This is a genomic window from Stenotrophomonas sp. TWI809 (assembly GCF_039673205.1).
Classification (GTDB): Bacteria; Pseudomonadota; Gammaproteobacteria; order Xanthomonadales; family Xanthomonadaceae; genus Stenotrophomonas.
Genome location: NZ_JBDJLE010000004.1, coordinates 112,233 through 134,929, shown reverse-complemented (window position 1 = coordinate 134,929; position 22,697 = coordinate 112,233). Strand labels below are relative to the sequence as shown.

At 67.7% G+C, this 22,697-nt stretch carries 21 protein-coding genes; 9 read left to right on the top strand and 12 right to left on the bottom strand.

What is annotated here, in order from left to right:
- Positions 1-12: 12 nt before the first annotated feature.
- Both ABE472_RS04875 and ABE472_RS04870 read right to left on the bottom strand, forming a co-directional pair.
- Positions 13-2,241: a S9 family peptidase gene (locus ABE472_RS04875; RefSeq protein WP_346465694.1), complete on the bottom strand. Its 2,229-nt coding sequence runs from the start codon at positions 2,239-2,241 to the stop codon at positions 13-15.
- 170 nt (positions 2,242-2,411) lie between these two features.
- Positions 2,412-3,101, bottom strand: a complete 690-nt coding sequence (locus tag ABE472_RS04870; RefSeq protein WP_313219347.1) for a glutathione binding-like protein — start codon at positions 3,099-3,101, stop codon at positions 2,412-2,414.
- A gap of 106 nt (positions 3,102-3,207) precedes the next feature.
- Here ABE472_RS04870 and ABE472_RS04865 point away from each other — a divergent pair, with 106 nt between their 5' ends.
- Together ABE472_RS04865 and ABE472_RS04860 are read left to right on the top strand one after the other, a co-directional pair.
- Entirely contained in the window at positions 3,208-3,843 is a 636-nt protein-coding gene (locus tag ABE472_RS04865; protein ID WP_346463390.1) for a TIGR00645 family protein, read from the top strand.
- 187 nt (positions 3,844-4,030) lie between these two features.
- Positions 4,031-5,026 carry an energy transducer TonB gene (locus tag ABE472_RS04860; RefSeq protein WP_313209428.1) on the top strand — a complete coding sequence of 332 codons (996 nt, stop codon included), beginning with the start codon at positions 4,031-4,033 and terminating at the stop codon, positions 5,024-5,026.
- A gap of 82 nt (positions 5,027-5,108) precedes the next feature.
- On the opposite strand, the gene ABE472_RS04855 is transcribed toward ABE472_RS04860, so the two are convergent.
- From ABE472_RS04855 to ABE472_RS04830, 6 genes are all read right to left on the bottom strand, one after another.
- Positions 5,109-5,774 carry a LysE family translocator gene (locus tag ABE472_RS04855; protein ID WP_070469951.1) on the bottom strand — a complete coding sequence of 222 codons (666 nt, stop codon included), beginning with the start codon at positions 5,772-5,774 and terminating at the stop codon, positions 5,109-5,111.
- 215 nt (positions 5,775-5,989) lie between these two features.
- The gene (locus ABE472_RS04850) at positions 5,990-7,174 is read right to left on the bottom strand and encodes an ABC transporter permease (protein WP_121040808.1); all 1,185 of its coding nucleotides are present in this window, start codon (positions 7,172-7,174) and stop codon (positions 5,990-5,992) included.
- Positions 7,171-7,917 (bottom strand): ATP-binding cassette domain-containing protein, encoded by a 747-nt coding sequence (locus tag ABE472_RS04845; RefSeq protein ID WP_313209434.1) that lies wholly within the window; start codon positions 7,915-7,917, stop codon positions 7,171-7,173. The genes ABE472_RS04850 and ABE472_RS04845 overlap by 4 nt, the downstream gene beginning before the upstream one ends.
- Before the next feature lie 34 nt (positions 7,918-7,951).
- Positions 7,952-9,469, bottom strand: a complete 1,518-nt coding sequence (locus tag ABE472_RS04840; RefSeq protein WP_346463394.1) for an alpha/beta hydrolase — start codon at positions 9,467-9,469, stop codon at positions 7,952-7,954.
- A 116-nt stretch (positions 9,470-9,585) separates the two neighbouring features.
- The gene (locus tag ABE472_RS04835; protein ID WP_346465691.1) at positions 9,586-10,755 is read right to left on the bottom strand and encodes a GGDEF domain-containing protein; all 1,170 of its coding nucleotides are present in this window, start codon (positions 10,753-10,755) and stop codon (positions 9,586-9,588) included.
- A 129-nt stretch (positions 10,756-10,884) separates the two neighbouring features.
- Positions 10,885-11,634, bottom strand: coding sequence for a ferredoxin--NADP reductase (locus ABE472_RS04830; RefSeq protein ID WP_313209440.1), 750 nt, complete (start codon positions 11,632-11,634; stop codon positions 10,885-10,887).
- Between the two features lie 104 nt (positions 11,635-11,738).
- Between ABE472_RS04830 and ABE472_RS04825 the strand changes: the two genes are divergently transcribed.
- Genes ABE472_RS04825 through ABE472_RS04810 form a run of 4 tightly spaced genes read left to right on the top strand, consistent with a single transcriptional unit; the run spans position 11,739 to position 15,335 of the window.
- Positions 11,739-12,698 (top strand): ABC transporter ATP-binding protein, encoded by a 960-nt coding sequence (locus ABE472_RS04825; RefSeq protein WP_121040818.1) that lies wholly within the window; start codon positions 11,739-11,741, stop codon positions 12,696-12,698.
- A complete protein-coding gene (locus tag ABE472_RS04820; RefSeq protein WP_259261992.1) occupies positions 12,695-13,495 on the top strand; it encodes an ABC transporter permease in 801 nt (266 codons plus the stop codon). The genes ABE472_RS04825 and ABE472_RS04820 overlap by 4 nt, the downstream gene beginning before the upstream one ends.
- Positions 13,495-14,433 (top strand): 2-dehydropantoate 2-reductase, encoded by a 939-nt coding sequence (gene panE / locus ABE472_RS04815; protein ID WP_346465688.1) that lies wholly within the window; start codon positions 13,495-13,497, stop codon positions 14,431-14,433. The genes ABE472_RS04820 and panE overlap by 1 nt, the downstream gene beginning before the upstream one ends.
- 5 nt (positions 14,434-14,438) lie before the next feature.
- Positions 14,439-15,335 (top strand): NAD-dependent epimerase/dehydratase family protein, encoded by an 897-nt coding sequence (locus tag ABE472_RS04810; RefSeq protein WP_346465687.1) that lies wholly within the window; start codon positions 14,439-14,441, stop codon positions 15,333-15,335.
- An 80-nt stretch (positions 15,336-15,415) separates the two neighbouring features.
- On the opposite strand, the gene ABE472_RS04805 is transcribed toward ABE472_RS04810, so the two are convergent.
- Together ABE472_RS04805 and ABE472_RS04800 are read right to left on the bottom strand one after the other, a co-directional pair.
- Positions 15,416-16,213 carry a TatD family hydrolase gene (locus tag ABE472_RS04805; RefSeq protein WP_313219337.1) on the bottom strand — a complete coding sequence of 266 codons (798 nt, stop codon included), beginning with the start codon at positions 16,211-16,213 and terminating at the stop codon, positions 15,416-15,418.
- Between the two features lie 52 nt (positions 16,214-16,265).
- Entirely contained in the window at positions 16,266-16,787 is a 522-nt protein-coding gene (locus ABE472_RS04800) for a hypothetical protein (protein ID WP_346465685.1), read from the bottom strand.
- An 89-nt stretch (positions 16,788-16,876) separates the two neighbouring features.
- Between ABE472_RS04800 and hrpB the strand changes: the two genes are divergently transcribed.
- Both hrpB and ABE472_RS04790 read left to right on the top strand, forming a co-directional pair.
- Positions 16,877-19,381: an ATP-dependent helicase HrpB gene (gene hrpB / locus ABE472_RS04795; RefSeq protein ID WP_346465683.1), complete on the top strand. Its 2,505-nt coding sequence runs from the start codon at positions 16,877-16,879 to the stop codon at positions 19,379-19,381.
- Positions 19,382-19,563: 182 nt separating this feature from the next.
- Entirely contained in the window at positions 19,564-19,953 is a 390-nt protein-coding gene (locus ABE472_RS04790; protein ID WP_102788673.1) for a hypothetical protein, read from the top strand.
- Positions 19,954-20,012: 59 nt separating this feature from the next.
- Here ABE472_RS04790 and ABE472_RS04785 read toward each other — a convergent pair whose 3' ends face one another.
- Complete coding sequence (locus ABE472_RS04785) at positions 20,013-20,552, bottom strand: pseudouridine synthase (protein ID WP_102788674.1); 540 nt, start codon at positions 20,550-20,552, stop codon at positions 20,013-20,015.
- A 139-nt stretch (positions 20,553-20,691) separates the two neighbouring features.
- Positions 20,692-21,501 carry a methyltransferase gene (locus tag ABE472_RS04780; protein ID WP_313209539.1) on the bottom strand — a complete coding sequence of 270 codons (810 nt, stop codon included), beginning with the start codon at positions 21,499-21,501 and terminating at the stop codon, positions 20,692-20,694.
- 225 nt (positions 21,502-21,726) lie between these two features.
- On the opposite strand from ABE472_RS04780, the gene ABE472_RS04775 reads away from it, so the two are divergent.
- On the top strand, positions 21,727-22,686 hold the full coding sequence (locus ABE472_RS04775) for an aldo/keto reductase (protein WP_313209455.1): 960 nt from the start codon (positions 21,727-21,729) through the stop codon (positions 22,684-22,686).
- Positions 22,687-22,697 lie beyond the last annotated feature (11 nt).

Genomic DNA, 22,697 nt, shown 5'->3' with positions numbered 1-22,697 from the left:
AGCAACGGCGGATCAGGGCGCCAGGCAGCGCCCCAGGAAGTCCTCGGCCAGGCGGTAGCGGTGCAGCGCGTTGCTGCCCGACAGGCCGTGCTTGGCGCCGGGATAGGTCATCAGTTCAAACGGCTGGCCGCGTTTCTGCAGGGCGCTCATCAGCACCGTGGAGTTGGTGAACAGCACGTTGTCATCGGCCATGCCGTGGATCAGCAGCAAGCGCGAGCGCAGGCCGTCGATATGCGCCAGCACGCGCGCTTCTTCATAGCCCTTCGGGTTGTTGCCCGGCAGGTTCATGTAGCGCTCGGTGTAGTGGGTGTCGTACAGGCCCCAATCGGTCACCGGTGCACCGGCCACGCCGCAGGCATAGCTGTCCGAGGCCTTGGCCAGCAGCATCAGGGTCATGTAGCCGCCATTGGACCAGCCCTGCACACCGATGCGCGCCGGATCAACCCAGGCCTGCTGCTTCAGCCAGGCCACGCCGCGCAGCTGGTCAGCCACTTCCACCGTGCCCTGCACGCCGTACAGCGCACCGCCGAAATCACGGCCACGGCGTGGGGTACCGCGGTTGTCCAGCGAAAACACCACGTAGCCCTGCTGGGCCAGGTACTGGTTGAACAGGTGATCGCCACGGCCGGGCCAGCTGTTGGTGACCGTCTGCGAGGCCGGGCCGCCATAGACGTACACCACGACCGGATAGCGCTTGGCCGGATCGAAACCGGTCGGCTTGATCAGGCTGTAGTTCAGTTCTGTCTTGCCGTCGGCGGCGGTCAGGGCGCCGAACTCGACCGGGCGCTGCGCATCGAGATAGCGTGCGTACGGATGCGCCGGGTCTTCAAGATTGTTCTCGACCAGGGTGGCGATCTTCTCGCCGTTGGCACGGTGCAGCGCGATCTGCGGCGGCGTGGTGGTGTTGGACCAGCTGTCCACATAGACGCTGGCGTTGCGCGCGAAGCTGGCGGTGTGCATGCCCGGGGCCTGGGAGAGGCGCTGCGGCACCCCACCCTGCAGCGACACGGCGTACAGCTGGCTTTCGCGCGGGCTGTCCATGCCGGCGCGGAAGTAGACCTTGCCAGCATCTTCGTCCACGGCCAGCAGTTCGTCCACCGGCCAGTTACCGGCGGTCAGTGCGGTGACGGTCTTGCCGTCATCGGAGATGCGGTACAGGTGCTCGAAGCCACTACGCTCGGACGACCACACAAAGCCGCCCTGCTTGAGGAAGCGCAGGCTGTTGTGCAGTGGCACCCAGGTCGGCGAGGTTTCGGTCACCAGCGTGCGCTGCTGGCCGCTGGCCAGTTCGGTCTGGATCAGTTCGAGCGTCTTCTGGTCGCGCGACTGGCGCTGGAAGGTCAGGTGCTTCGGGTCGCGCCAATCGACGCGGGCCAGGTAGATATCGGGGTTGCGGCCCAGGTCGATCCAGCGCGGCGTGGCGTTCCGGCGCGGCGCGATCACGGCCAGCTTCACGGTGACGTTGTGATCGCCGGCGGCCGGGTAGCGCTGCTCGATCATCTCGGTGCGGTCGGCATACATCTCGTAGCGCTTCTGCACCGGCACCGGCGATTCGTCGATGCGGGCGAAGGCGATCGCCGAGTCATCCGGCGCCCACCAGTAGCCGGTGTGGCGATCCATTTCCTCATCGGCGACGAACTCGGCCACGCCGTTGCCGATGGTGTCGCTGCCATCGCCGGTGAGCTGGATCTGCTGGCCACTGGCCAGATCGATCACCCACAGGTTGCGGGCGCGCACGAAGCTGACGAAGCCGCCCTTGGGCGAGAGCTTGGCATCGGTGGCGAAGCCTTCCCCATGGGTGAGCTGGCGCACCGCGGCCTTGCCCTGTTTGCTCAGGTCGTACAGGTACAGCTCGCCGCCGAGCGGGAACAGCAACGTGCGTGCATCCGGCGACCACTGGTAATCAACGATGCCGGTCATCGCGGCGATGCGCTGGCGCTCGCGGCGGGCCTTCTCGGCGTCGCTCAGGGTTTCCGTGCCGGGCAGCACCACCTTGGAATCCACCAGCAGATGGGTCTGGCCGCTGGCGATGTCGTACGCCCACAGGTCCAGCTGGTTGCGGTCCGCATCCTTGCCGCGCAGGAAGCTGACCTGCGAGCCATCCGGGGCCACCTTGGGTTTCATCAGGGTCGGGCCGGACAACGGCAGCGGGCCGGTGATGGCATTCAGGGTCAGTTTTTCAGCGTGGGCGATCGAGGTCGAGGCGAGCATCAGGGCGAGCGAAGCAAACAGGTGGCGCATGGAGGGTTCCGGGAGCGTCTGGGCAGTCCCCGGCCAGGAAAACGGCACGGGGAACGCTTCATCCTAACCAAAACCGTTCCGGTCGTGCCGGGGATGGCGGGCGTCCGGGCGCGCCCACCGCTGCGGGGAGCCGGCCAGCGGCCGGCACGACCTGGCAGGTGAGCACCGCTTCAACGCTGGCCGAACAGGTGCTTGCGCTCTTCTTCGCTGAGCGGCTTGCCGGCCTGCGGGTTCACCTTCTCGCGCAGGGCGTAGGCCCGCTGGGTGGCCGGGCGCGCAGCGATCGCGTCATGCCAGCGCTTGAGGTTCGGGAAGGCGCTGAAATCGACCGGAAGCGTGTCGTAGGCCCCGATCCACGGGTAGCTGGCCATGTCGGCGATGCTGTAGTCATCGCCGCCGAGGTAGGCACTCTGCGCCAGGCGCTTGTCCATCACGCCGTGCAGGCGGCGCACTTCGTTGTTGTAGCGCTCGATCGCATAGGGAATCTTTTCGGGCGCGTAGACGTTGAAATGGCCCATCTGACCGCTCATCGGGCCAAGGCCGGCCATCTGCCAGAACAGCCATTCCAGCACCGCCACCCGGCCGCGGCTGTCGGCCGGCAGGAAGCGGCCGGTCTTTTCGGCCAGGTACAGCAGGATGGCGCCGGACTCGAACACGCTCTGCGCCGCGCCGCCGTCGGTGGGCTGGTGGTCGACCAGCGCCGGCATCTTGTTGTTGGGTGAGATCGCCAGGAAGTCGGGCGTGAACTGGTCCCCGGCGCCGATGTTCACCGGCTGGATCCGGTACGGCAGGCCGGTCTCCTCCAGCATCAGCGTGACTTTGTGGCCATTCGGGGTAGGCCAGTAGTACAGGTCGATCATGGCGACGGCTCGCGGATTGGGAATACCGAGTCTAGTCCGTCATTCGGCTTGGCAGGGTCAAGCCGGACCGTTACGCTGCGCCGTCCCCGCAACGCAGCATTCCAGCATGAGCTCGACCCAGACCCCCATCAGTCCCCTGTCCTCCCTGATCTTCGCCTCGCGCTGGCTGCAGCTGCCGCTGTACCTGGGCCTGATCCTGGCGCAATGCGTCTACGTGTTCCTGTTCGGCAAGGAACTCTGGCACCTGCTGCACAAGGCCAACAGCATGGGCGAGCAGGAGATCATGCTGCTGGTGCTGGGCCTGATCGACGTGGTGATGATCTCCAACCTGCTGGTGATGGTGATCGTGGGCGGCTACGAGACCTTCGTATCGCGCCTGCGCCTGGAGAACCACCCCGACCAGCCGGAGTGGCTGAGCCACGTCAATGCGAGCGTGTTGAAGGTGAAGCTGGCGCTGTCGATCATCGGCATCTCCTCGATCCACCTGCTGAAGACCTTCATTGCAGCTGGCAATCTGGATGGGCTGCCATCGTGCAACAGCGACGCGTACCTGCAGGCCGTTTCGGCCGCTGTCGCAGCCGCCGGGCCCACGGCCGCCGTAGCCTTCAAGTGCTCGGCCATGACCTCCACCGGCGTGATGTGGCAGACCATCATCCATGCCGCCTTCATCCTGTCGGCGATCGGTATCGCCTACACCGACAAGCTGATGAACGGGACGCCGAGCAAGACGTTGTCTCACTGAGGCTTGCCCGGCAGCAGCGGCATCGGTGAGGATGCCCCCTGCCCTGGCCGCCCGGCCCCCGGGCCGGGCGGGGTGATGCTAGATTGCACACCTGCGGGTCCGCCGTGGACGTCGGGAAACGTCCATGGCCTTCGGTCGGCCTGACCGCATCAGGCCCTACGTATCGTCGTCTTCAAAGGGGAGTTGGATGTCGCACGTCAAGACTCATGGCCCGGCGCGGCTGTTCGCGCCGATGATCCTGCTGGTGGCCCTGTCCGCCTGCTCGGGCAAGGACGAAACCGTACCGGCCGCGCCTGCGGCACCGGCAGCCCCCACTGCTGCGCCGGCCGCACCGGCGGTGTCGGCCAAGGTCCAATCGTTGGGCACCGAAGAACTGCGCGAGCTGGCCGGCAAGGCGCTGCGCGAGAACCGCATGTACGCCCCGGCCGGCGACAACGCCATCGAGTATTACCTGGCGCTGCGTGACAAGACCCCGGATGATGCCTCGGTCAAGAGCGCGTTGACCGATCTGCTGCCGTACACCCTGATTGCCGCCGAGCAGAACCTGGGCCGCGAAGACTTCGCTGAGACCCAGCGCCTGGTCGCGCTGATCGAGAAAGTCGACCCGACCGCCCCGGCGTTGCCCCGCCTGAAGCAGGGCATCAGCGGCAGCATGCAGACTGCGCTCAAGCGCACCCAGGAAGAGACCGACAAGGTCAAGAAGGACGCCGAGACCCGCGCCAAGCAGCTGGTGGAACAACAGCGCCTGGCGCAGCAGCAGACCACCGAAGCCGAGGCCGCGCGCCAGATTGCTGCCCAGCAGGAAGCCGCGCGCCGTGATACGCAGGATGCCGAGCGCCAGGCCAACGCCCGTCGCGAGGCCGAACAGCGCCAGCAGCAGGCGGCCGCCCAGCAGGCTGCGGCGACCCGCCAGGCCGCCGCCGCACCAAGCCTGCGCCCGGTCAGCACGCCCGCCCCGCGCTACCCGGCCGACGCGCTGCGTTCGGGCACCTCCGGCGAAGTCCTGGTCGAACTCACCGTCGGCACCGACGGCTCGGTGACCGCCGCCCGCGTGCTGCGCGCCACCCCGGCCCGCGTGTTCGACCGCGAAGCACTCAATGCCGTCAAACGCTGGAAGTTCGAGCCGGTCGGCGCACCGGTTACGACCCGACGCACGCTTGCCTTCGCGCCGGAAGGCGGCTGATCGCGACGTAAGCTGGTATGACGAAAGGCCCGGAGTGATCCGGGCCTTTTTTCTGATTTCAGTGGCGCATGCAGCACTGCCGCTATAGGGCAGTCGAAGGTTCTTGCAACGCCATGGTGGCGGGCAACCCAGCGCTGACGAGATCACGCCCTGCCATCCCCACGCCGAGCAGGGCAATCAGCATCAGCAAGACGCCTGAGACGCGCAGCATCCCCCGGTGCACGTTTGGTTTCACCAACCGCCGGACCAACAGGCAGACCGTCATCAGGGTGGCGAAGTCCAGCACGATCCACAGTCCGGTCAGCAGCCCCAGGCTCACCGTTGGCTGAGGCGTGATCTCGAGGAACTGCGGAAAGAACGATGCGAAGAAGATGATGTCTTTAGGGTTCGAGATCGACATCACGAAGCCCTTTGTGAAACTCCCGTGCGTCGCCACCGGCGTGGCCGCCGCCGCCCTTCCGGCATCGTGCAGCATCTGGTAGCCGAGATAGCCGATGTAGAGGGCGCCGCCGCCTTTGAGCAAGGTAAACACCGTCTCATTGATGGACAGCAGCCCTTGGACGACCAGCATCGACAGCACGATCAGTACGAGGGAGCCAGCGTTGGTGCCGGCAATCGCCCGAAGCGCCAGCTTCGGTCCACCGACGATGCCGGTGCCTGCCACGAACACCGCAACAGGGCCTGGCATGGCGATCATCACGACCACGCTGAAAACGTACAACACGACAAGATTGGCATCGATATGCATGGGCGGGCTCGCTCTCCATCTCCGAAAGCTCGTCACCCATCAATCTAGCCGGACAGCATCGCGGTAAGCGCAGATCGCCTGCGAGTGCAGCCTCTACCAGTGATCCCATGTGTCGTATCCAACACGGACCGCGCCTCACCGGTCAAGCGCTGAGGCGCGCTGTCGTCATGCGAATCCACCCCTGAAGAAGGGCCCCTTTCGGAGCTCTTCGTGGATCAACCCGAAATCGCCAACCGCTCCTGATGGTAGCGGCGCACCGCGGCATACCAGAACAGCGCCGCCAGCCCGAAGCCCGCACCGAGGTAGACCGCCCACATCTGTGGGCTGATCGCTTCGTGGCGGATGATCTTGAGCAGCATCTGGTTCTGTGCCAGGAACGGCACCGCGAACTGCCACAGCTCACTCTTGATCGGGTACACCATCAGCGCATACCCCGGCAGCATCGGCAGCAGCATCAGCCAGGTCATGTGGCTCTGGGCTTCTTTCATGCTTTTGGCGGCGGCCGAGAGGAAGGTCAGCAGCGACGTACCGATGAACAGCATCGGCAGCATGATCAGCAGCATCTGCAGCATCGGCAGGAAACCCATGTTGAGCTGCCGGCCTACCCCGCCCGAGGAAAGCTGCGCGCTGATCTTGAAGGCCGCCAGGGTCAGCAACAGCGATGCCACACCGACAGCGCAGGCTGCGGCGATCTTGCCGCTGACGATCGCACTGCGCGGTGCGGGGGTGGCGAGCAGCGGCTCCAGCGATTGCCGCTCACGCTCGCCGGCCGTGGTGTCCATCACCAGGTAGGCGCCGCCCAGGAACGAGGTGATGGTCAGCAGGATCGGCAACAGCACTGACAGCATCATGCCGCGCTTGGCTTCGGCGGTGGCCAGATCCTGTGCGGCGACGTCCAGCGGTCGCGCCACCTGTGCATCGATACCGCGCGCCAGCAGGCGCAGCGCACCGACCTGCTGGCTGTAGCCGCCCAGTGCCGCCTCCAGGCGACTGCTGGGAATATCGGCGGCGCGGCGGGTGCTGTCCTTGATGATCTCGACCAGCGCCGGGCGGCCGTCGGCCCAGTCCTTGCCGAAGTCCGGGCTGATGCGCAGCGCCACATCAATGCGCTGGCTGCGGATCGCCTCGGTGAGGTCTTTCGGTGCCTCGGTCGCATTCAGACCCTGCGATGCCAGGAAACGCACCAGATTGGGGGCATGCTCGCCGCCGATCATCGGGATTTCCAGCGGCTGCTCGATCTGCGTCTTGACCCGGCTTTCGGCCAGTTTGCTCATGCCCAGGATCAGTACCGGGTACAACAGCGGCCCCAGCAGCAGCGTCAGCGCGAGCGTGCGGCGGTCACGGGAGAGATCGCGCAGTTCCTTGCGCATCACGGTCAACAGCGTGGCGAACGAACTCATGCGTGCAATCCTTCTTCGGTACCGATTGCCTTGACGAAGGCATCTTCCAGGTTGCTTTCCCCGGTCTGTGCGCGCAGCTCATCGGCACTGCCGGCGGCCATCACCGTGCCCTGCGCGATGATCACCACGTGGTCACACAGCGCGGCCACCTCCTGCATGATGTGGCTCGAGAAAATCACGCAGCGACCTTCGTCACGCAGCCCGCGCAGGAACCCGCGCAGCGCGCGCGTGGTCATCACGTCCAGCCCGTTGGTGGGCTCATCCAGGATCACGTTGCGCGGGTCGTGCACCAGGGCGCGGGCGATCGCGGTCTTGGTGCGCTGGCCTTGCGAGAAGCCTTCGGTCTGGCGGTCGAGGATGTCCTCCATCTCCAGCGCCGTGCACAACACCTTGGTGCGCTCGCGGATCCGCGCGGCACTCATGCCGTGCAGCTGGCCGAAGTAGGCGATGTTCTCGCGCGCGGTCAGGCGCTTGTACACCCCGCGCGCGTCCGGCAGGACCGCCAGCTGGCGACGCACCGCGACCGGGTCCACCGCCGCGTCGATGCCATCCACCAGCACGCGGCCCTGGTCGGGCTTCATCAGCGTGTACAGCATGCGCATGGTGGTGGTCTTGCCGGCACCGTTCGGCCCGAGCAGGCCGGTGATGCGGCCGTCTTCGGCCTGGAAGCCGACGTTCTGGACGGCCTGGATCAGGCCGGTCTTGGTCTTGAACGCTTTATGCAGGTTCTCGGCGACGATCATGCGCGCACCTCCCCGGTGCGGTGGGAGAAACGGTTCATGGGGCCCATCCGTTGAACGAGGTGAAGGCGGGCACCGGGCTGAGGGTATCCAGGCAGGTGGCGTCGAGGGATTTGGCATCCGCCGTGTCGATGAACTGGCCGAGGATGCGCGGCATGCAGCCGGCGTTGATCGTGCCGTGGCCCTGCCCCTTGGCGAGCAGGTGACGCCCGTTGGGCAGCTGCTTGAGCACCTGCTCGGCGTAGCGCGGCGGCGTGACCGGATCGAACTGGCCCGACAGCAGCAGCACCGGCAGCGTCGAGGCGAACGGCGCGGTGAAATCCTTCGGTCGCGAACCGGCGTTCCAGGCCGGGCAGGCGGCGAAGAACATGCGCGCCACTTCCGGGCCGAGCACACGGTCGCCCTGGGCGCCTTCCTGGTAGCGATCGGCATCTTCGGCGCACAGCACCGACCACTGCATGCCACGGTTCATCTGCACCCCGAGCGTGCGGCTGGCCATCTTGCTCAGCGACATCAGCGGCGCATAGCGACCCTGCGCGGCCTCATCAAGCATCACCGGCAGCAGCGAGGACAGCTCGGGCATGTACGAGAACATGAAGGCCAGTCCGGTCACCGAATCGGCGGTCAGCACATCACGCTCGGCCTGGCCGGTGCCGGGATTGCGGTACTCGACCTCGACCGGCGCCCTGGCCAGCGTGGCCATGACGTTGCGCAGCTGGGTGCGGGTGTCCACCGGGAAGCGCTTGGCGCAGATCGGATCCTGGCGGCACTGCGCCGACTGCAGGGTGATCGCATCTTCGAAGGTGTTGGCGAAGTCGCCACCGACCACCAGGTCGTTCGGCACCACGCCATCGATCACGACGGTGCGGGTGTGCTGCGGATAGTGCGCGGCGTACTGCTGTGCCACGCGCGTGCCGTAGGAGCCACCGATCACGTTGATCTTGTCCACGCCCAGTGCCTTGCGCACCGTATCGAGGTCGCCGATGGCTTCGGTGGTGGTGTAGAAGCGGGTATCGGCGCGACCGGTCAGCGACTGCGCGCAGCGGCGGGCATAGTCTTCGATCAGGCGCGCGCTCGGCGCCGCGTTCTCATCCAGCGGCAGCTCCTTGCCCTGGGCATCCAGGCAGGTGAGCGGATTGGATTTGCCGGTGCCGCGTTGATCGATCAGGAAAATGTCGCGCTGCTTGCGCACATCGCGAAGTGCCATGTTCACCGGTGCGGCGACCTCGGTCGCGGCCTGGCCGGGGCCACCGGCGAGGAAGAAGACCGGGTCGGCCTTGCCAGCGCCGTCATTGCCGGCCTCCAGCCAGGCGATGTTCAACCCGATCCGGCGGCCGTCGGGTTCGGCCGGATTTTCAGGCACCTGCAGCGTGGCGCACTGTGCCTCCACGTTCGCGCTGGCCTGCGCGCTGGTCAGGGTGCAGGGCTGGAACGCGAGCGTGCCGAAAAGGCGTTGAGCGGCGGCGGCGCCGGATGCATCTTCCGGTACCGGCGCACAGCCGGCACACAGGGCGGCGACCAGCGCACCGGCCAGCCTCAGGTGGTGTGTAGACATCTTCCTTACTTCCCCTTGTTGAAGGTCATGCCACCACGACGCGCGGGCGTGGCCGATGTGACCCAACTTACACGGCTGGCCCCGTGCCGGGGAAGGCGGCGGCGTCGCCGCGCACCTCACTGCACCGTCAAGGCCGCCGCGCTGATGGTGCGGTCGCGGCCCTCGGCCTTGGCCCGGTACAACGCGGCATCGGCTGCACCGAGCAGGCGCGCCATGTCGCCTGTGCCCTGATCGATCGCCAGGCCGATGCTCGCCGTCACCGGCACCGGCATGCCGTCCAGCCGCGCGGACGACTCACGCAGCGCCTGGCGCAGGCGATCGGCGCACTGCCGCGCCTGGGCCTGATCGGCCCCCGGCAGCAGCAGGACGAACTCCTCCCCGCCATAGCGGCCCAGCAGGTGCTCGCGATCGGCGACGCAGCTGCTCAGCACGTCGGCGACATGCCGCAGTACCGCATCGCCGGCCAGATGTCCCCAGCGGTCATTGATCTGCTTGAAGTGATCCACGTCCAGCAGCAGCAACGCCAGTGGCCGGCCGGGGCGGCGGTTGAGCTCCAGCAGGCTGGCACCGTCGGCCAGCACCGCCCCGCGGTTGAGCAGGCCGGTCAGCACGTCGGTGCGTGCCAGTCGCTGCAGGTCCACCAGCATGCGTTCCACCAGCAGCAGCACCAGCGCGAAGCACCGCGCCAGCTCCAGGATCAGCCCGACCAGATACGTGGCAAAGACCGGCGCACCCGCGCGCAGGAGGTCGTCACCCGCATCCGGGGCCACCGGCAGGAACAGGCGGGCCAGGTACAGCAGCGTCTGCGCGGCGAACACCGCCGCCGCCAGCCGGCAGCTGGTGCGCTGCGCCGGCGGTGCGTGGCGCAGCAGCAGCCAGGTCATCCAGCCGTTGAGCAGTACCGCGAACACGCTGAACACGTGCAGCCGGATGACCAGGCTGGGATGGACCACCAGGAAGAATGCGATCGCGCCAAGATAGGTGGCCGTCAATGCCACCGGCTGCCACGCCGGCAGTCGGCGGCCAAGATGGCGCGCCACGCCGTACAGCATCAGCACGCCGGACAGCGCGACCGCGACGTTGCCCGACAGGATTCCGGCAACCTGCGGCAGGTAAGGCCGCAGCGCGACCAGGGTCAGGCTGACCGACAGCATCCACAGGCTGGCCGTCCACAGCCGCAGCGCCGGCTGCCGACGCAGCACTAGCAGCAGCAACGAAAAACCCATGGCGATGCCCAGGCACAGCAGGAAGCCGAGCACGGCAATGGTGGGGAAATGCAGGGGCATCGAGTCAGCCAGGCGGAAGCGGCGCGCGGCGCATCTTACCGCTCGCCACGACGCTCCGCTGCCCGGTCCGGGACCGGGCAGCGGCACCTGGCTGCCGCGCACCGGCCAGCGGCGCGCCGGGAAGCGGGGTTACTTGCTGCTGACGTACTTCTCGCGCCGCACCTGCGGTGTGGGCAGGCCGGCCTCTTTCAGCGCCTCGAAGGTCGCATCGACCATGTCCGGGTTGCCGCACAGGTAGGCGATGTCGGTGGCCGGGTTCGGGGCGAACTCGGCCAGATGCTGCTGCACGTAGCCGTGGCGCACGTCAGGATGCGGGTTCTCCGGCAGCTCGCGGGACAGGCACGGCACATAGCGGAAGCCCGGGTGGGCGGCCGCGAAGGCATAGAAGTCGTCGCTGTAGAGCAGCTCGGCGGGGGTGCGCGCGCCCTGCAGCAGGACCACCTCCACGCCACGCTCGGCCATGGCGGTGGCCAGCAGCGGCAGCATCGACCGGTACGGGGTGACCCCGGTGCCGGTGGCGATCAGCAGGTAGCGGGCGTTGTGGTCGCCCGGCTGCAGGCAGAACCGGCCGAACGGGCCGCTGGCGCTGACGTGGCCGCCGATGTCCAGGCCCTCGAACAGGGCCGTGGCGGCGCCGCCGGGGACGAAGCTGACCGCGATATCGACCGCTTCGCCCGCGCCAAGGGCGTGGTTGTGAATGGTGGCCAGCGAGTAACTGCGCTTGGTGGCGGTGCCGTCGGCGTACTCGAAATGGACCTGGATGAACTGGCCGGGCTGGAAATCCAGCGGCTGGCCGTCATCACGCAGGAACTGGTAGTGGCCGACGGTCGGGGCGAGCATGCGCCGGTCGACCAGTTTGAGGGGGAATTGAACAGGCACGGCTTTTCGGGACAGTGTGTAGCCGGGGCAAGCCCTCGGGGTCTTCTATAATAGCCCCTCCCCGCCCCTATCCAGCGCCAGCCCATGGGCGCGAAGGCAAGAGCTTGGCTTCCCAGAACACTCCCGCGCCCACCGCCGCGCCCGCCCTGCGGGTGCGTGACCTCCGCAAAACCTATGACAACGGCACCCAGGCGCTGAAGGGCGTCTCGCTGGACGTGGCCCCGGGCGACTTCTTCGCCCTGCTGGGCCCCAACGGCGCCGGCAAGTCGACCCTGATCGGCATCATCAGCTCGCTGGTGAACCTCAGCGAGGGCCAGGTCGAGGTGTTCGGCAGCGACCTGGTGCGCAACCGCAGCGCCACCATGCGCCTGATCGGCCTGGTCCCCCAGGAGATCAACTTCAACCTGTTCGAAAAGCCCTTCGACATCCTGGTCAACTACGCCGGTTTCTATGGCGTGGCCCGTGCCGAGGCCGAGAAGATGGCCGAAGAGGAGCTCAAGCGCGCCCACCTGTGGGAGAAGGCGCAGGTGATGAGCCGCACGCTGTCCGGCGGCATGAAGCGCCGGCTGATGATCGCCCGCGCGATGATGACCCGCCCGCGCCTGCTGATCCTGGATGAGCCGACCGCCGGGGTGGACATCGAGATCCGCCGCGACATGTGGCGGGTGCTCAAGGAGATCAATGCCGCCGGCACCACGATCATCCTCACCACGCATTACCTGGAAGAAGCCGAGCACCTGTGCCGGAACCTGGCCATCATCAATCACGGCCAGATCGTCACCCAGGGCCCGATGCGTGAGCTGCTGGCCAAGCTGGACGTGGAGGGCTTCCTGTTCGACATCGACGGCAGCCTGCCGGCCCAGCTGCCGGAGATCGACGGCGCGATCCTGATCGCCACCGACAGCCACACGCTGGATGTGGACATGCCGCGTGCGATGGACCTCAACCGCGTGTTCGACGCCTTGAACGCCGCTGGCATCCGCGTGCGTTCGATGCGCACCAAGAGCAACCGCCTGGAGGAGCTGTTCGTGCGCCTCACCGGCAACCAGGAGAACGTGGCATGAGCAGCACCCCGACCCCGGTCATCACCGACGGCCAGCGCAACCGCATCGCCCTGATGACCATCGTGCGCCGCGAAGTGGCGCGCATCCTGCGCATCTGGGGCCAGACCCTGGTGCCGCCGGCGATCACCATGACGCTGTACTTCCTGATCTTCGGCGGGCTGATCGGCTCGCGCGTGGGCGAGATGGGCGGCTACAGCTACATGCAGTTCATCGTGCCGGGCCTGGTGATGATGAGCGTGATCCAGAACAGCTACGGCAACATCAGCTCCTCGTTCTTCGGCGCCAAGTTCGGCCGCCACGTGGAAGAGCTGCTGGTCAGCCCGATGCCGAACTGGGTGATCCTGTGGGGCTATGTGTCCGGTGCGGTGCTGCGCGGGCTGATGGTCGGCGTGATCGTGCTGATCATCGCCATGTTCTTCACCCCCGTGCGCATCCCGCATCCGCTGGTGACGCTGACCACGGTGCTGCTGGGCGCGACGATCTTCTCGCTGGCCGGCTTCATCAATGCGGTGTACGCGAAGAAGTTCGACGATGTGGCGATCGTGCCGACCTTCATCCTGACCCCGCTGACCTACCTGGGCGGCGTGTTCTATTCGGTGAAGCTGCTGCCGACCTGGGCCGAAGCGGCCACGCACGCCAACCCGATCTTCTACATGGTCAACGCGTTCCGCTACGGGCTGCTGGGCACCAGCGACGTGCCGCTGTGGGTGGCCTACGCGCTGATGATCGGCTTCGTGGTCGCATTGACCGCGCTGGCGCTGTGGTTGTTGAAGCGGGGCGTGGGGATGCGCAGCTGATGCGCCTCCTGATCCTCGGCGCCGGCGGAACCGGTGGTTACTTCGGTGGTCGGCTGGCCCAGGCCGGTGTGGATGTGACGTTTCTTGTGCGTCCCGCGCGTGCGGCGCAGCTGGCGCGCGAGGGCCTGGTGCTGCGCAGCCCGCTGGGCGATGCGACGTTCCCGGTCAAGCACGTCACCGCCGAGGCGCTGCCCGCACTGGCGAGCGCCGAGCCGTTCGATCTGGTGATCCTGAGCTGCAAGGCTTACGACCTGGCCAGTTCGATCGAGGCGATCGCCCAGGCGGTCGGCCCGCGCACCACGGTGCTGCCGATCCTCAACGGGCTGCGCCATTACGCCGATCTCGACGCGCGCTTCGGCCGCGACGCGGTGCTGGGCGGGCTGTGCTTCATCAGCGCGACCAAGGCCGCCGATGGTGCGGTGCTGCACCTGGCGCCGGCGGCCAAGCTGACCTTCGGCGAGCGCGACGGCACCGGCAGCAGCGCGCGCGTGCTGGCGTTGGCGGCAGCCTGTGTGCAGGCCGGGGTGGACCACGTCGCCACCGATGCCATCGGGCAGGAGCAGTGGATCAAGTACACCTTCCTGACCACGTTGGCGGCGGCGACGTGCCTGATGCGCGCCGATGTCGGCACGATCGTGGCCACCGATGACGGTGCGGCGATCGTGCGCGGCCTGTACGACGAATGCGTGGCCGTTGCCGAGGCGGCTGGCGAGCCGATTCCGGCCAAGGCACGCGAGATCGCGCTGACGGCGACCACCCAGGCCGGCTCGGCCTTGAAGGCCTCGATGCTGCGCGATCTGGAGGCCGGCCAGCAGGTGGAGGCCGAGCATATCGTCGGCGACATGCTGGTGCGTGCACGCGCAGCCGGACAGGCGGCGCCGCTGCTGGCGGTGGCCTATGCGCACCTGCAGGCCTACCAGCGCCTGCGCAGCGCCTGAGCACCATGCCTGCCACGCTGCCCTCCCGCGTGCTGGTGCTGGGCCTGGGCTACAGCGGCCGGCATCTGGCCGCGCTGCTGCACGCGCACGGCGTGGCCTGCAGCGGCACCGTGCGTGATCCTGCGAATGCGCCGGACGATGGATGGGTCCGCCACCGCCTCGTCGCCGGCGAACCGATCAGCGCGGACCTGCGCGAGGCGATCCGCACGGCCGAGGCCCTTGTCTGCACCGTGCCACCGGATGCCGAGGGCGACCCGGCCTTGCGCCTGCTCACCGAGGCGCTGAGTGACAGCCCTGCCCTGCGCTGGGTCGGCTATCTCTCCTCGACGGCGGTGTACGCCGACCGCGCTGGCGGCCGGGTCACTGAGACGTCCATCGCCGATGCGACTGATGAGACCGCCCTGAAACGGCTGCATGCCGAACAGCAGTGGCAGGCCCTCGCGCAGGCCCGCGGCCTCGCCTCGGCCGTGTTCCGGCTGCCTGGCCTGTATGGGCGCGGGCGCAATGCGCTGGTCCAGCTGGCGCAGGGCAAGGCGAAGCACGTGGTACGGCCGGGGCTGGTGTTCAACCGGCTGCATGTGGAGGATCTGGCCAGCGGCGTGCTGGCGGCGATGCAGCGGGCCGACGGCCATGCGCTATACCTGCTGAGCGATGACGAACCGGCGCCGCCGCAGGACGTGCTGGGCTACGCCGCAACGCTGAGTGGGCTGCCGCCGCCCGCCGCGCAGGCGTGGGACGCACCGGCGGTGGCCGCCTCACTGCGCCGCTTCTACACCAGCCACAAGCGCATCGACGGCCGCACCACGCGCGCCGCATTGCGGTGGCAGCCGCGCTTCACGACCTATCGCGAAGGGCTGGACGACGCCTGGGTTCACGGCGACGGACGCTCCGCGCTGCGGTAGCCCACGACCGTCGGTCGTGGGTGCGGTGTACCAATGCGGGGTCCGACACGCGTACCGACCAACGGTCGGTACCTGCCCGCTCAGGCCGCGTCAGGCAACCGGAAGAAGGCGCGCGTAGCCGCCGTCGCGTTGGCGGCCGTGGTCTCCACGTCTTCGCCCCGATCACGTGCCAGTTCCTCGACGATGTGCGACAGGAACATCGGCTCGTTGCGACGGTCCTTCGGCAATGGCTTGAGCGTACGCGGCAGCAGGTACGGTGCATCGGTCTCGATCATCAGCCGGTTGGCCGGGATGTGCTTGACCAGCTCGCGCAGGTGCGCGCCACGGCGTTCATCGCACAACCAGCCGGTGATGCCGATGTACCAGTCCTGGTCCAGGTAATCGAACAGCTCCTGGCGCTCGCCGGTGAAGCAGTGCACCACCGCCGGGCCAAGCCGGCCCTCGAAATTCTTCATCTGCGCCATGAAATCGGCATGCGCGTCGCGCTGGTGCAGGAACAGCGGCTTGCCGTTCTCGGCGGCGAGCTGCAGCTGACGCTCGAAGGCACGGTGCTGCGCCGGGCGCGGGGAGAAATCACGGAAGTAATCCAGCCCGCACTCACCTACCGCCACCACCTCGGCATGGGCGTGCAGCGCGCGCATTTCTGCATCGCATTCGTCGGTGTATTCCACCGCATGGTGCGGGTGCACGCCCGCGGTCGCGTACAGGAACCCCGGATGCTGGCGGGCCAGATCCAGCGCCATCGGCGAGTGCTCGCGGCTGGCGCCGGTGATCACCATCTGCACCACCCCGGCCTCGCGCGCACGCGCCAGCACGGCGTCGCGGTCGCGATCGAAGGAATCATGGGTGAGGTTGGCGCCGATATCGATCAGTTGCATGGGGCTGCTGCAGGACGGGAAACCCGGCCATTGTACCTGCGCCCCGGCAGGCTCAATCGGACGCCCCGCGCGTGGGGCGATCATGGCGCTCCCACCGCGTGGGCAGGCCGAGCGCTGCGCAGTCACGGCACGTCACCGCTCCGCCGGCGGCGGCCTCGAACCGCAGGCGGCGCGCGGCATCGTCAGCACAGTCACCGGTGTCGTCGAGCAGCAGATGGAAACCGACCGTCCGCCGGCACAGCCCCAGAATGTCCTTGCGCCGGTCCAAGGTGCTGCGCGCCAGTGCCTTCAAGGTGATGAAGGCAACATCGTCGGCCAACTGCAGACTCGGGTACACCGCTTCGCGCAACGTGCCATCGGCCACGGCGCGCAGGATCGCGCCGTCATCGCTCAACCCCGCCGGCAGGTAGCGCGCCTGGATCTGCGCCCGCGCCAGCACCGCCCAGTGATTGCCATCGTACGGCGCGTGCAGCGCCGTATCCGCCTCCGTGGCGGCAGGCGCGGCAGCGAGGGCCGTGAACGACGCCATCGCGCCTGCGGTCAACCACAACAGCACACCTACCGCGCAGCGCATCCGGGTCTCCAGGGTTCCAGGGCGGCACAGGGGAACACGCCGAACGCCCGCTGGCAATGCGCGCGCGGCGGACGCCGTATCCTTGTGTCATGCGTACCCCGATGTTTCCCATCTCCACACTGCTGCCGCAGATCCTGACCACGCTGGAGCGCGGCACCCGACTGGTGCTGGAAGCGCCACCTGGCGCCGGCAAGACCACCCAGGTACCGCTGGCCCTGCTGGAAGCGCCGTGGCTGGAAGGCCGCAAGATCCTCATGCTGGAGCCGCGCCGCGTGGCGGCCCGCAGCGCCGCGCAGTTCATGGCGCGCCAGCGGGGCGAGGACGTCGGTGAGACCGTCGGTTACCGCATCCGCTTCGAGAACAAGATCTCGGCGCGAACCCGCATCGAGGTGGTGACCGAAGGCATCCTGACCCGGATGCTGCAGGACGACCCGTTGCTGGAAGGCGTGGGGGCGCTGCTGTTCGATGAATTCCACGAGCGCCATCTGGCCGCCGATCTCGGCCTTGCCCTGGCGCTGGATGTGCAGTCGCAGCTGCGCGAGGACCTGCGCATCGTGGTGATGTCGGCCACGCTGGATGGCGAGCGGCTGGCGCAGTTCCTCGATGCGCCCCGATTGAGCAGCGAAGGCCGCAGCTTCCCGGTGACGATCGCGCATTTCCCCGCCCGTCGCGACGAGGCACTGGAACCGCAGGCACGGCGCGCGGTGGAGCAGGCCTTGGCCGAACATCCTGGCGACGTGCTGGTGTTCCTGCCCGGGCAGCGCGAGATCGCGCGCGTGCAGACTGCGCTGCAGGCCGTGCTGGATTCGGCCGTGCAGGTACTGCCGCTGCATGGGGAACTGCCGGTGGACCAGCAATCGCAGGTGCTGCAGCCCGATCCCGGCGGTCGCCGGCGTGTGGTGCTGGCCACCAACGTGGCCGAGTCATCGGTGACCCTGCCCGGCGTGCGGGTGGTGATCGACGCGGGTCTGGCACGCGAGCCGCGCTACGACCCCAACAGCGGCTTTGCGCGTCTGGATGTGGTGAACATCGCGCAGGCCTCGGCCGATCAGCGTGCCGGCCGCGCCGGCCGCGTTGCGGAGGGTTGGGCATGGCGGCTGTGGCCACAGTCGCAACGCCTGGAGACGCAGCGGCGGCCCGAGATCGCGCAGGTGGAACTGGCTTCGCTGGCATTGGAGCTGGCCGCCTGGGGCAGTGACGACCTGCGCTTCGTCGATATCCCGCCGGCCGGTGCATTGGCCGCCGCCCGTGAACTGCTGCAGCGCCTGGGCGCGCTCAGCGGCAGCGGCACGCTGACCCCGCTGGGCCGGCGCATGCTGACCCTCGGTACGCACCCGCGGCTGGCCGCGATGCTGATGGCGGCCGGCGCGGGTGTCGAACAGGCGTTGGCCTGCGATCTGGCCGCGCTGGTGGAAGCGCGCGACCCGCTGCGGCAAGGGGGGGATGCACTCGCTGCGCGGTGGCGTGCGCTGGCGGCGTTCCGCCAGGGGCGCGTGCCGCACGATGCCAACCGCGGGGGCCTGGCTGCGATCGATGCGGCCAGCAAGCAATGGCGGCGACGCCTGCGCTGTGAGGCCGCGCCCCCTGCGTCGGTCGAGGCGCATCAACTCGGTGACCTGCTCGCCCATGCATTTCCGGACCGGATTGCTGCCCGCCATCCGACCGATCCGCTGCGCTATCTGCTGGCCAATGGCCGCAGCGCGCGCCTGTTCGATCCCAGCGATCTGCGTGGCGAGCCGTGGCTGGTCGCGGTGGAGCTGCGCTACGAAGCACGCGACGCGTTGCTGCTGCGCGCCGCGCCGGTGGACGAGAACCGCCTGCGCCGTGATTTCCCCGATCGCTTCAAACAGGAAGACGTGGTCCGCTGGGATGCTGAGAAGCGTGCGCTGGTCGCGCGACGCGAGACTCGATTCGATCGCATCGTGCTGGACAGCCGCTCGGCCGGTCGCGTGGATCCTGCGCACGCCGCGCAGGCGCTGACCGATGCGGTTGCCGAACTGGGGCTGGACGCATTGCCGTGGACCGAAGGGCTGCGCCAGTGGCAGGCCCGTGCACTGGCGGTGCGCGCATGGATGCCGGCGCTGGAACTGCCGGATGTCTCCGACGCAGCGCTGTTGGCGACGCTGCCGACCTGGCTGACTCCCGCATTCAACGGCAGGACCCGCCTGGACGCGCTCGACGAATCCAGCTTGGGTGAAGCGCTGAAGTCACCGCTGCCGTGGGCGCAACGCCAGCTGATCGATCGCCATGCCCCGGTCCGCATCACCGTGCCTTCGGGGATGGAGCGCCCGATCCACTACACGCTCGATGCCGATGGCGTCACGCCGCAGGCGCCGGTGCTGGCGGTCAAGCTGCAGGAACTGTTCGGCCTGAGCGACACCCCGCGCATCGCCGATGGCCGCATCCCGCTGACGCTGCATCTGCTCTCCCCGGGCGGCCGCCCGCTGCAGGTCACCCAGGACCTGCGCAATTTCTGGGCGAACACCTACGCCGAGGTGAAGAAGGAAATGAAGGGGCGGTATCCCCGGCATCCGTGGCCGGACGATCCTTGGACGGCGAACGCAACACACCGCGCCAAGCCGCGCGGCACGTGAGCAGGCCGCCCATTCCTCACCCGATGCGCGCATTCATGGCTGTCACCTGACCATCGCCTGGCACGTGGCGCGCGCAGCGCGGGGAACCGGCTACAGTCGTGATCCGGCCGTAGCAAATGGATAACACGCCCTACACGGCCACCGCGCGACACTGGATCAGAACCTTTAGGCAAGGACCCCCCATGAGCAGATTGACTGTGATTACCGACCGCGCCCTCGAGCGTGCCCTGGACATTGCCAGCAGCGCTGGTGACGGCCTCAAGCATGCCGGCAGCAACCTGCGTCACTTCGGGCCGCAGGCGACCGACTGGATCAAGACCGGTGCCGCACTCGGCGCGGTCAAGACCGGCAGCAAGGTCGCCGCCAAGGTGGTGCGCCGCAATCCGGCCGTGACCATCGCCGCCGCCGCTGTCGGCGTGGGCCTGCTGGGCTATGCGCTGTACCGCAAGCAGCAGAAGAAGAAGCTCGCCAACGGTGGGGTGGTGAACGGCCAGGCGCAGCGCATCAGCGCCCGCAACCGCCGCAACGACACCGTGGTGGACGAAACCAGCGATATCGGCAGCGACGCCTGATCCGCTGACGCGTTACCGCACGTGCATCGAAACCGCCGGTCTCTGCCGGCGGTTTTTTATTATCCGATCTGCCGCCATTGGCCGGGTTGCAGATCGCCGATCGCATGCGCGCCCATCGAGATACGCACCAGGCGCAACGTGGGCAGGCCGACCGCCGCGGTCATGCGTCGCACCTGCCGGTTGCGGCCCTCGCGCAGCGTGATCGCCAGCCACGCATCGGGCACCGTCTTGCGGAAGCGCACCGGCGGCGTGCGCGGCCACAGTTCAGGTGGCGGCTCCAAGCGCTCGACACCGGCCGGCAATGTGGGGCCATCGTTGAGCAGCACGCCACGGCGCAGCGCCTGGAGCTGCGCATCGGTCACTGTGCCTTCCACCTGCACCCAATAGGTCTTGTCCGCCTTGTGACGCGGATCGGTCAACTGGTGTGCCAGGCCGCCGTCATCAGTGAGCAACAGCAGGCCTTCGCTGTCGTAATCCAGCCGGCCAGCCGCGTATACCGCCGGTGGCAGCCCGAAACCGGCCAGGGTCGCGCGCGGCGGCTGGCTGCGGTCGGTGAACTGACACAGCACGTTGAACGGTTTGTTGAAGGCGATCAGCATCGGGGCAACAGCGGCACGGGGATGGCCCATTGTCCCATCCCCGTGCCGCCGCCGCGATCCAGACGGCGTCAGCCGATGGTCTTCATCTCGAACAGGACGCGCAGGCCATGGCCCGCGCGCGGTGTCTTATGCGGGTCGCTTACTTGCCCGGCTTCACGAAGCGCAGCGTCATGCGGTCGCTTTCGCCGATCGCCTGGTACTTGGCCTCATCGGCCGCGTCATGCTGGTTGGTCGGCGGCAGCGTCCACACGCCGTTCGGATAATCCTTGGTGTCGCGCGGGTTGGTGTTGATCTCGCTGCTGCCGGCCAGTTCGAAACCGGCGGCCTTGGCCATCGCGATCACCTGCTGCTGGCCCACGTAACCGGTCTTGTCGTCTGCCGGTACATCGGCCTTGGCACGGTGTTCCACCACGCCGAGCACGCCGCCCGGCTTGAGCACCGAGAAGAAGCCCTTGAACATGCCTTCGGCCTGGCCGCTGCTGCGCCAGTTGTGCACGTTGCGGAAGGTCAGCACCACGTCCGCCGAGTTGGCCGGGCCAAAGACCGGGGCCTTCGGGTCATAGGCGACCACGCGGCTCTTGCCGAACACAGCAGCGTTGCCGGCGAACTTCTTGTCCAGCCCATCTCGGCTGCGCTGCTGGTAGTCGCGGCCACGTCCCTCCGCCACGGCCATCGGGTCGACCACGGCGGCGACGTACTGGCCCTTGTCGTGCAGCAGCGGCGCGAGGATTTCCGAATACCAGCCGCTGCCCGGAGTGACTTCGATGACGGTCTGGCCCGGCGCGACACCGAAGAACGACAGCGTCTGCGCCGGATGGCGGTACGCGTCGCGTTTGACGTTGGCCGGATCGCGGCGATTGTCCTGCACGGCCTTCTGCACGGCCGGGGTGATCGCGACCTGCGCGTTCGGGCCGGCGGGCTTGATCGCCATCGCGGGCGCGGCAAGCATCAGGGTGGAGACAGTGAACAGGCAGGCACAGGTCAACGAACGGGCTTTCATCGGCGGGGCTTCCAGTAACGGGATGCGGCGAGACTAGCAGCCAAGCGTGCACAGGTGTTCACAAAGCGTTAGTGCGACGCAGCAATCCAGAACACTGTTTTGTGCCTGCTGCCGCAACGCTGTCACCCCCCCGGCCGTATTCTGTGGAAACGATTCCCAGGGAGAACATCACCCATGACTGCTACGCGCGAACTCGGTCGTTCCGGCCTCCATGTCGCCCCCATCGCCTTCGGCGGCAATGTCTTCGGCTGGAGTGCGGACGAGAAGACCTCCTTCGCCCTGCTCGATGCCTTCGTCGAGGCCGGCTTCAACCTGGTCGATACCGCCGATGTCTATTCGGCATGGGTGCCCGGTAACCAGGGGGGCGAGTCGGAAACCATTCTGGGCCGCTGGTTCAAGCACAGCGGCAAGCGCGACAAGGTGGTGCTGGCGACCAAGGTGGCCAAGTGGTCCGAACACCCGGGCCTGTCGGCCGACAACATCACCGCCGCCGTGGAGGATTCGCTGCGCCGCCTGCAGACCGACGTGATCGATCTGTACCAGGCGCACGAAGATGATGAATCCACCCCGCTGGAATCCACGCTGGCCGCCTTCGGTCGCCTGATCGAACAGGGCAAGGTGCGCGCGATCGGTGCCTCCAACTACAGCGCCGAGCGCCTGCGCGATGCCTTGAGGGTCTCGGCCGACTACAAACTGCCGCGCTATGAAACGCTGCAGCCGGAGTACAACCTGTACGACCGCGCCGGTTACGAAGCCGGGCTGGAAGCGGTAGTGCGCGAAGCGCAGCTCGGCGTGATCAGCTACTACTCGCTGGCCAGCGGCTTCCTCAGCGGCAAGTACCGCAGTGCCGCCGATGCGGGCAAGAGCAGCGCGCGCGGCCAGAGCGTGGTGGACAAGTACGTCAATCCGCGTGGCCTGCGCATCCTGGGCGCACTGGACGACATCGCCAGCACGCATGGCGTGAGCCCGTCGCAGATCGCGATCGCGTGGTTGATCGCCCGTCCAGGCATCACCGCGCCGATCGTCAGCGCCACCAGTGTCGAGCAGTTGCACGATGTGCTGGCCGCCGCGAAGGTCGCGCTGTCGGCGCAGGATGTGCAGCAGCTGGATGCGGCGAGCGCCGAACAGGCCTGAGCCCACCGCCA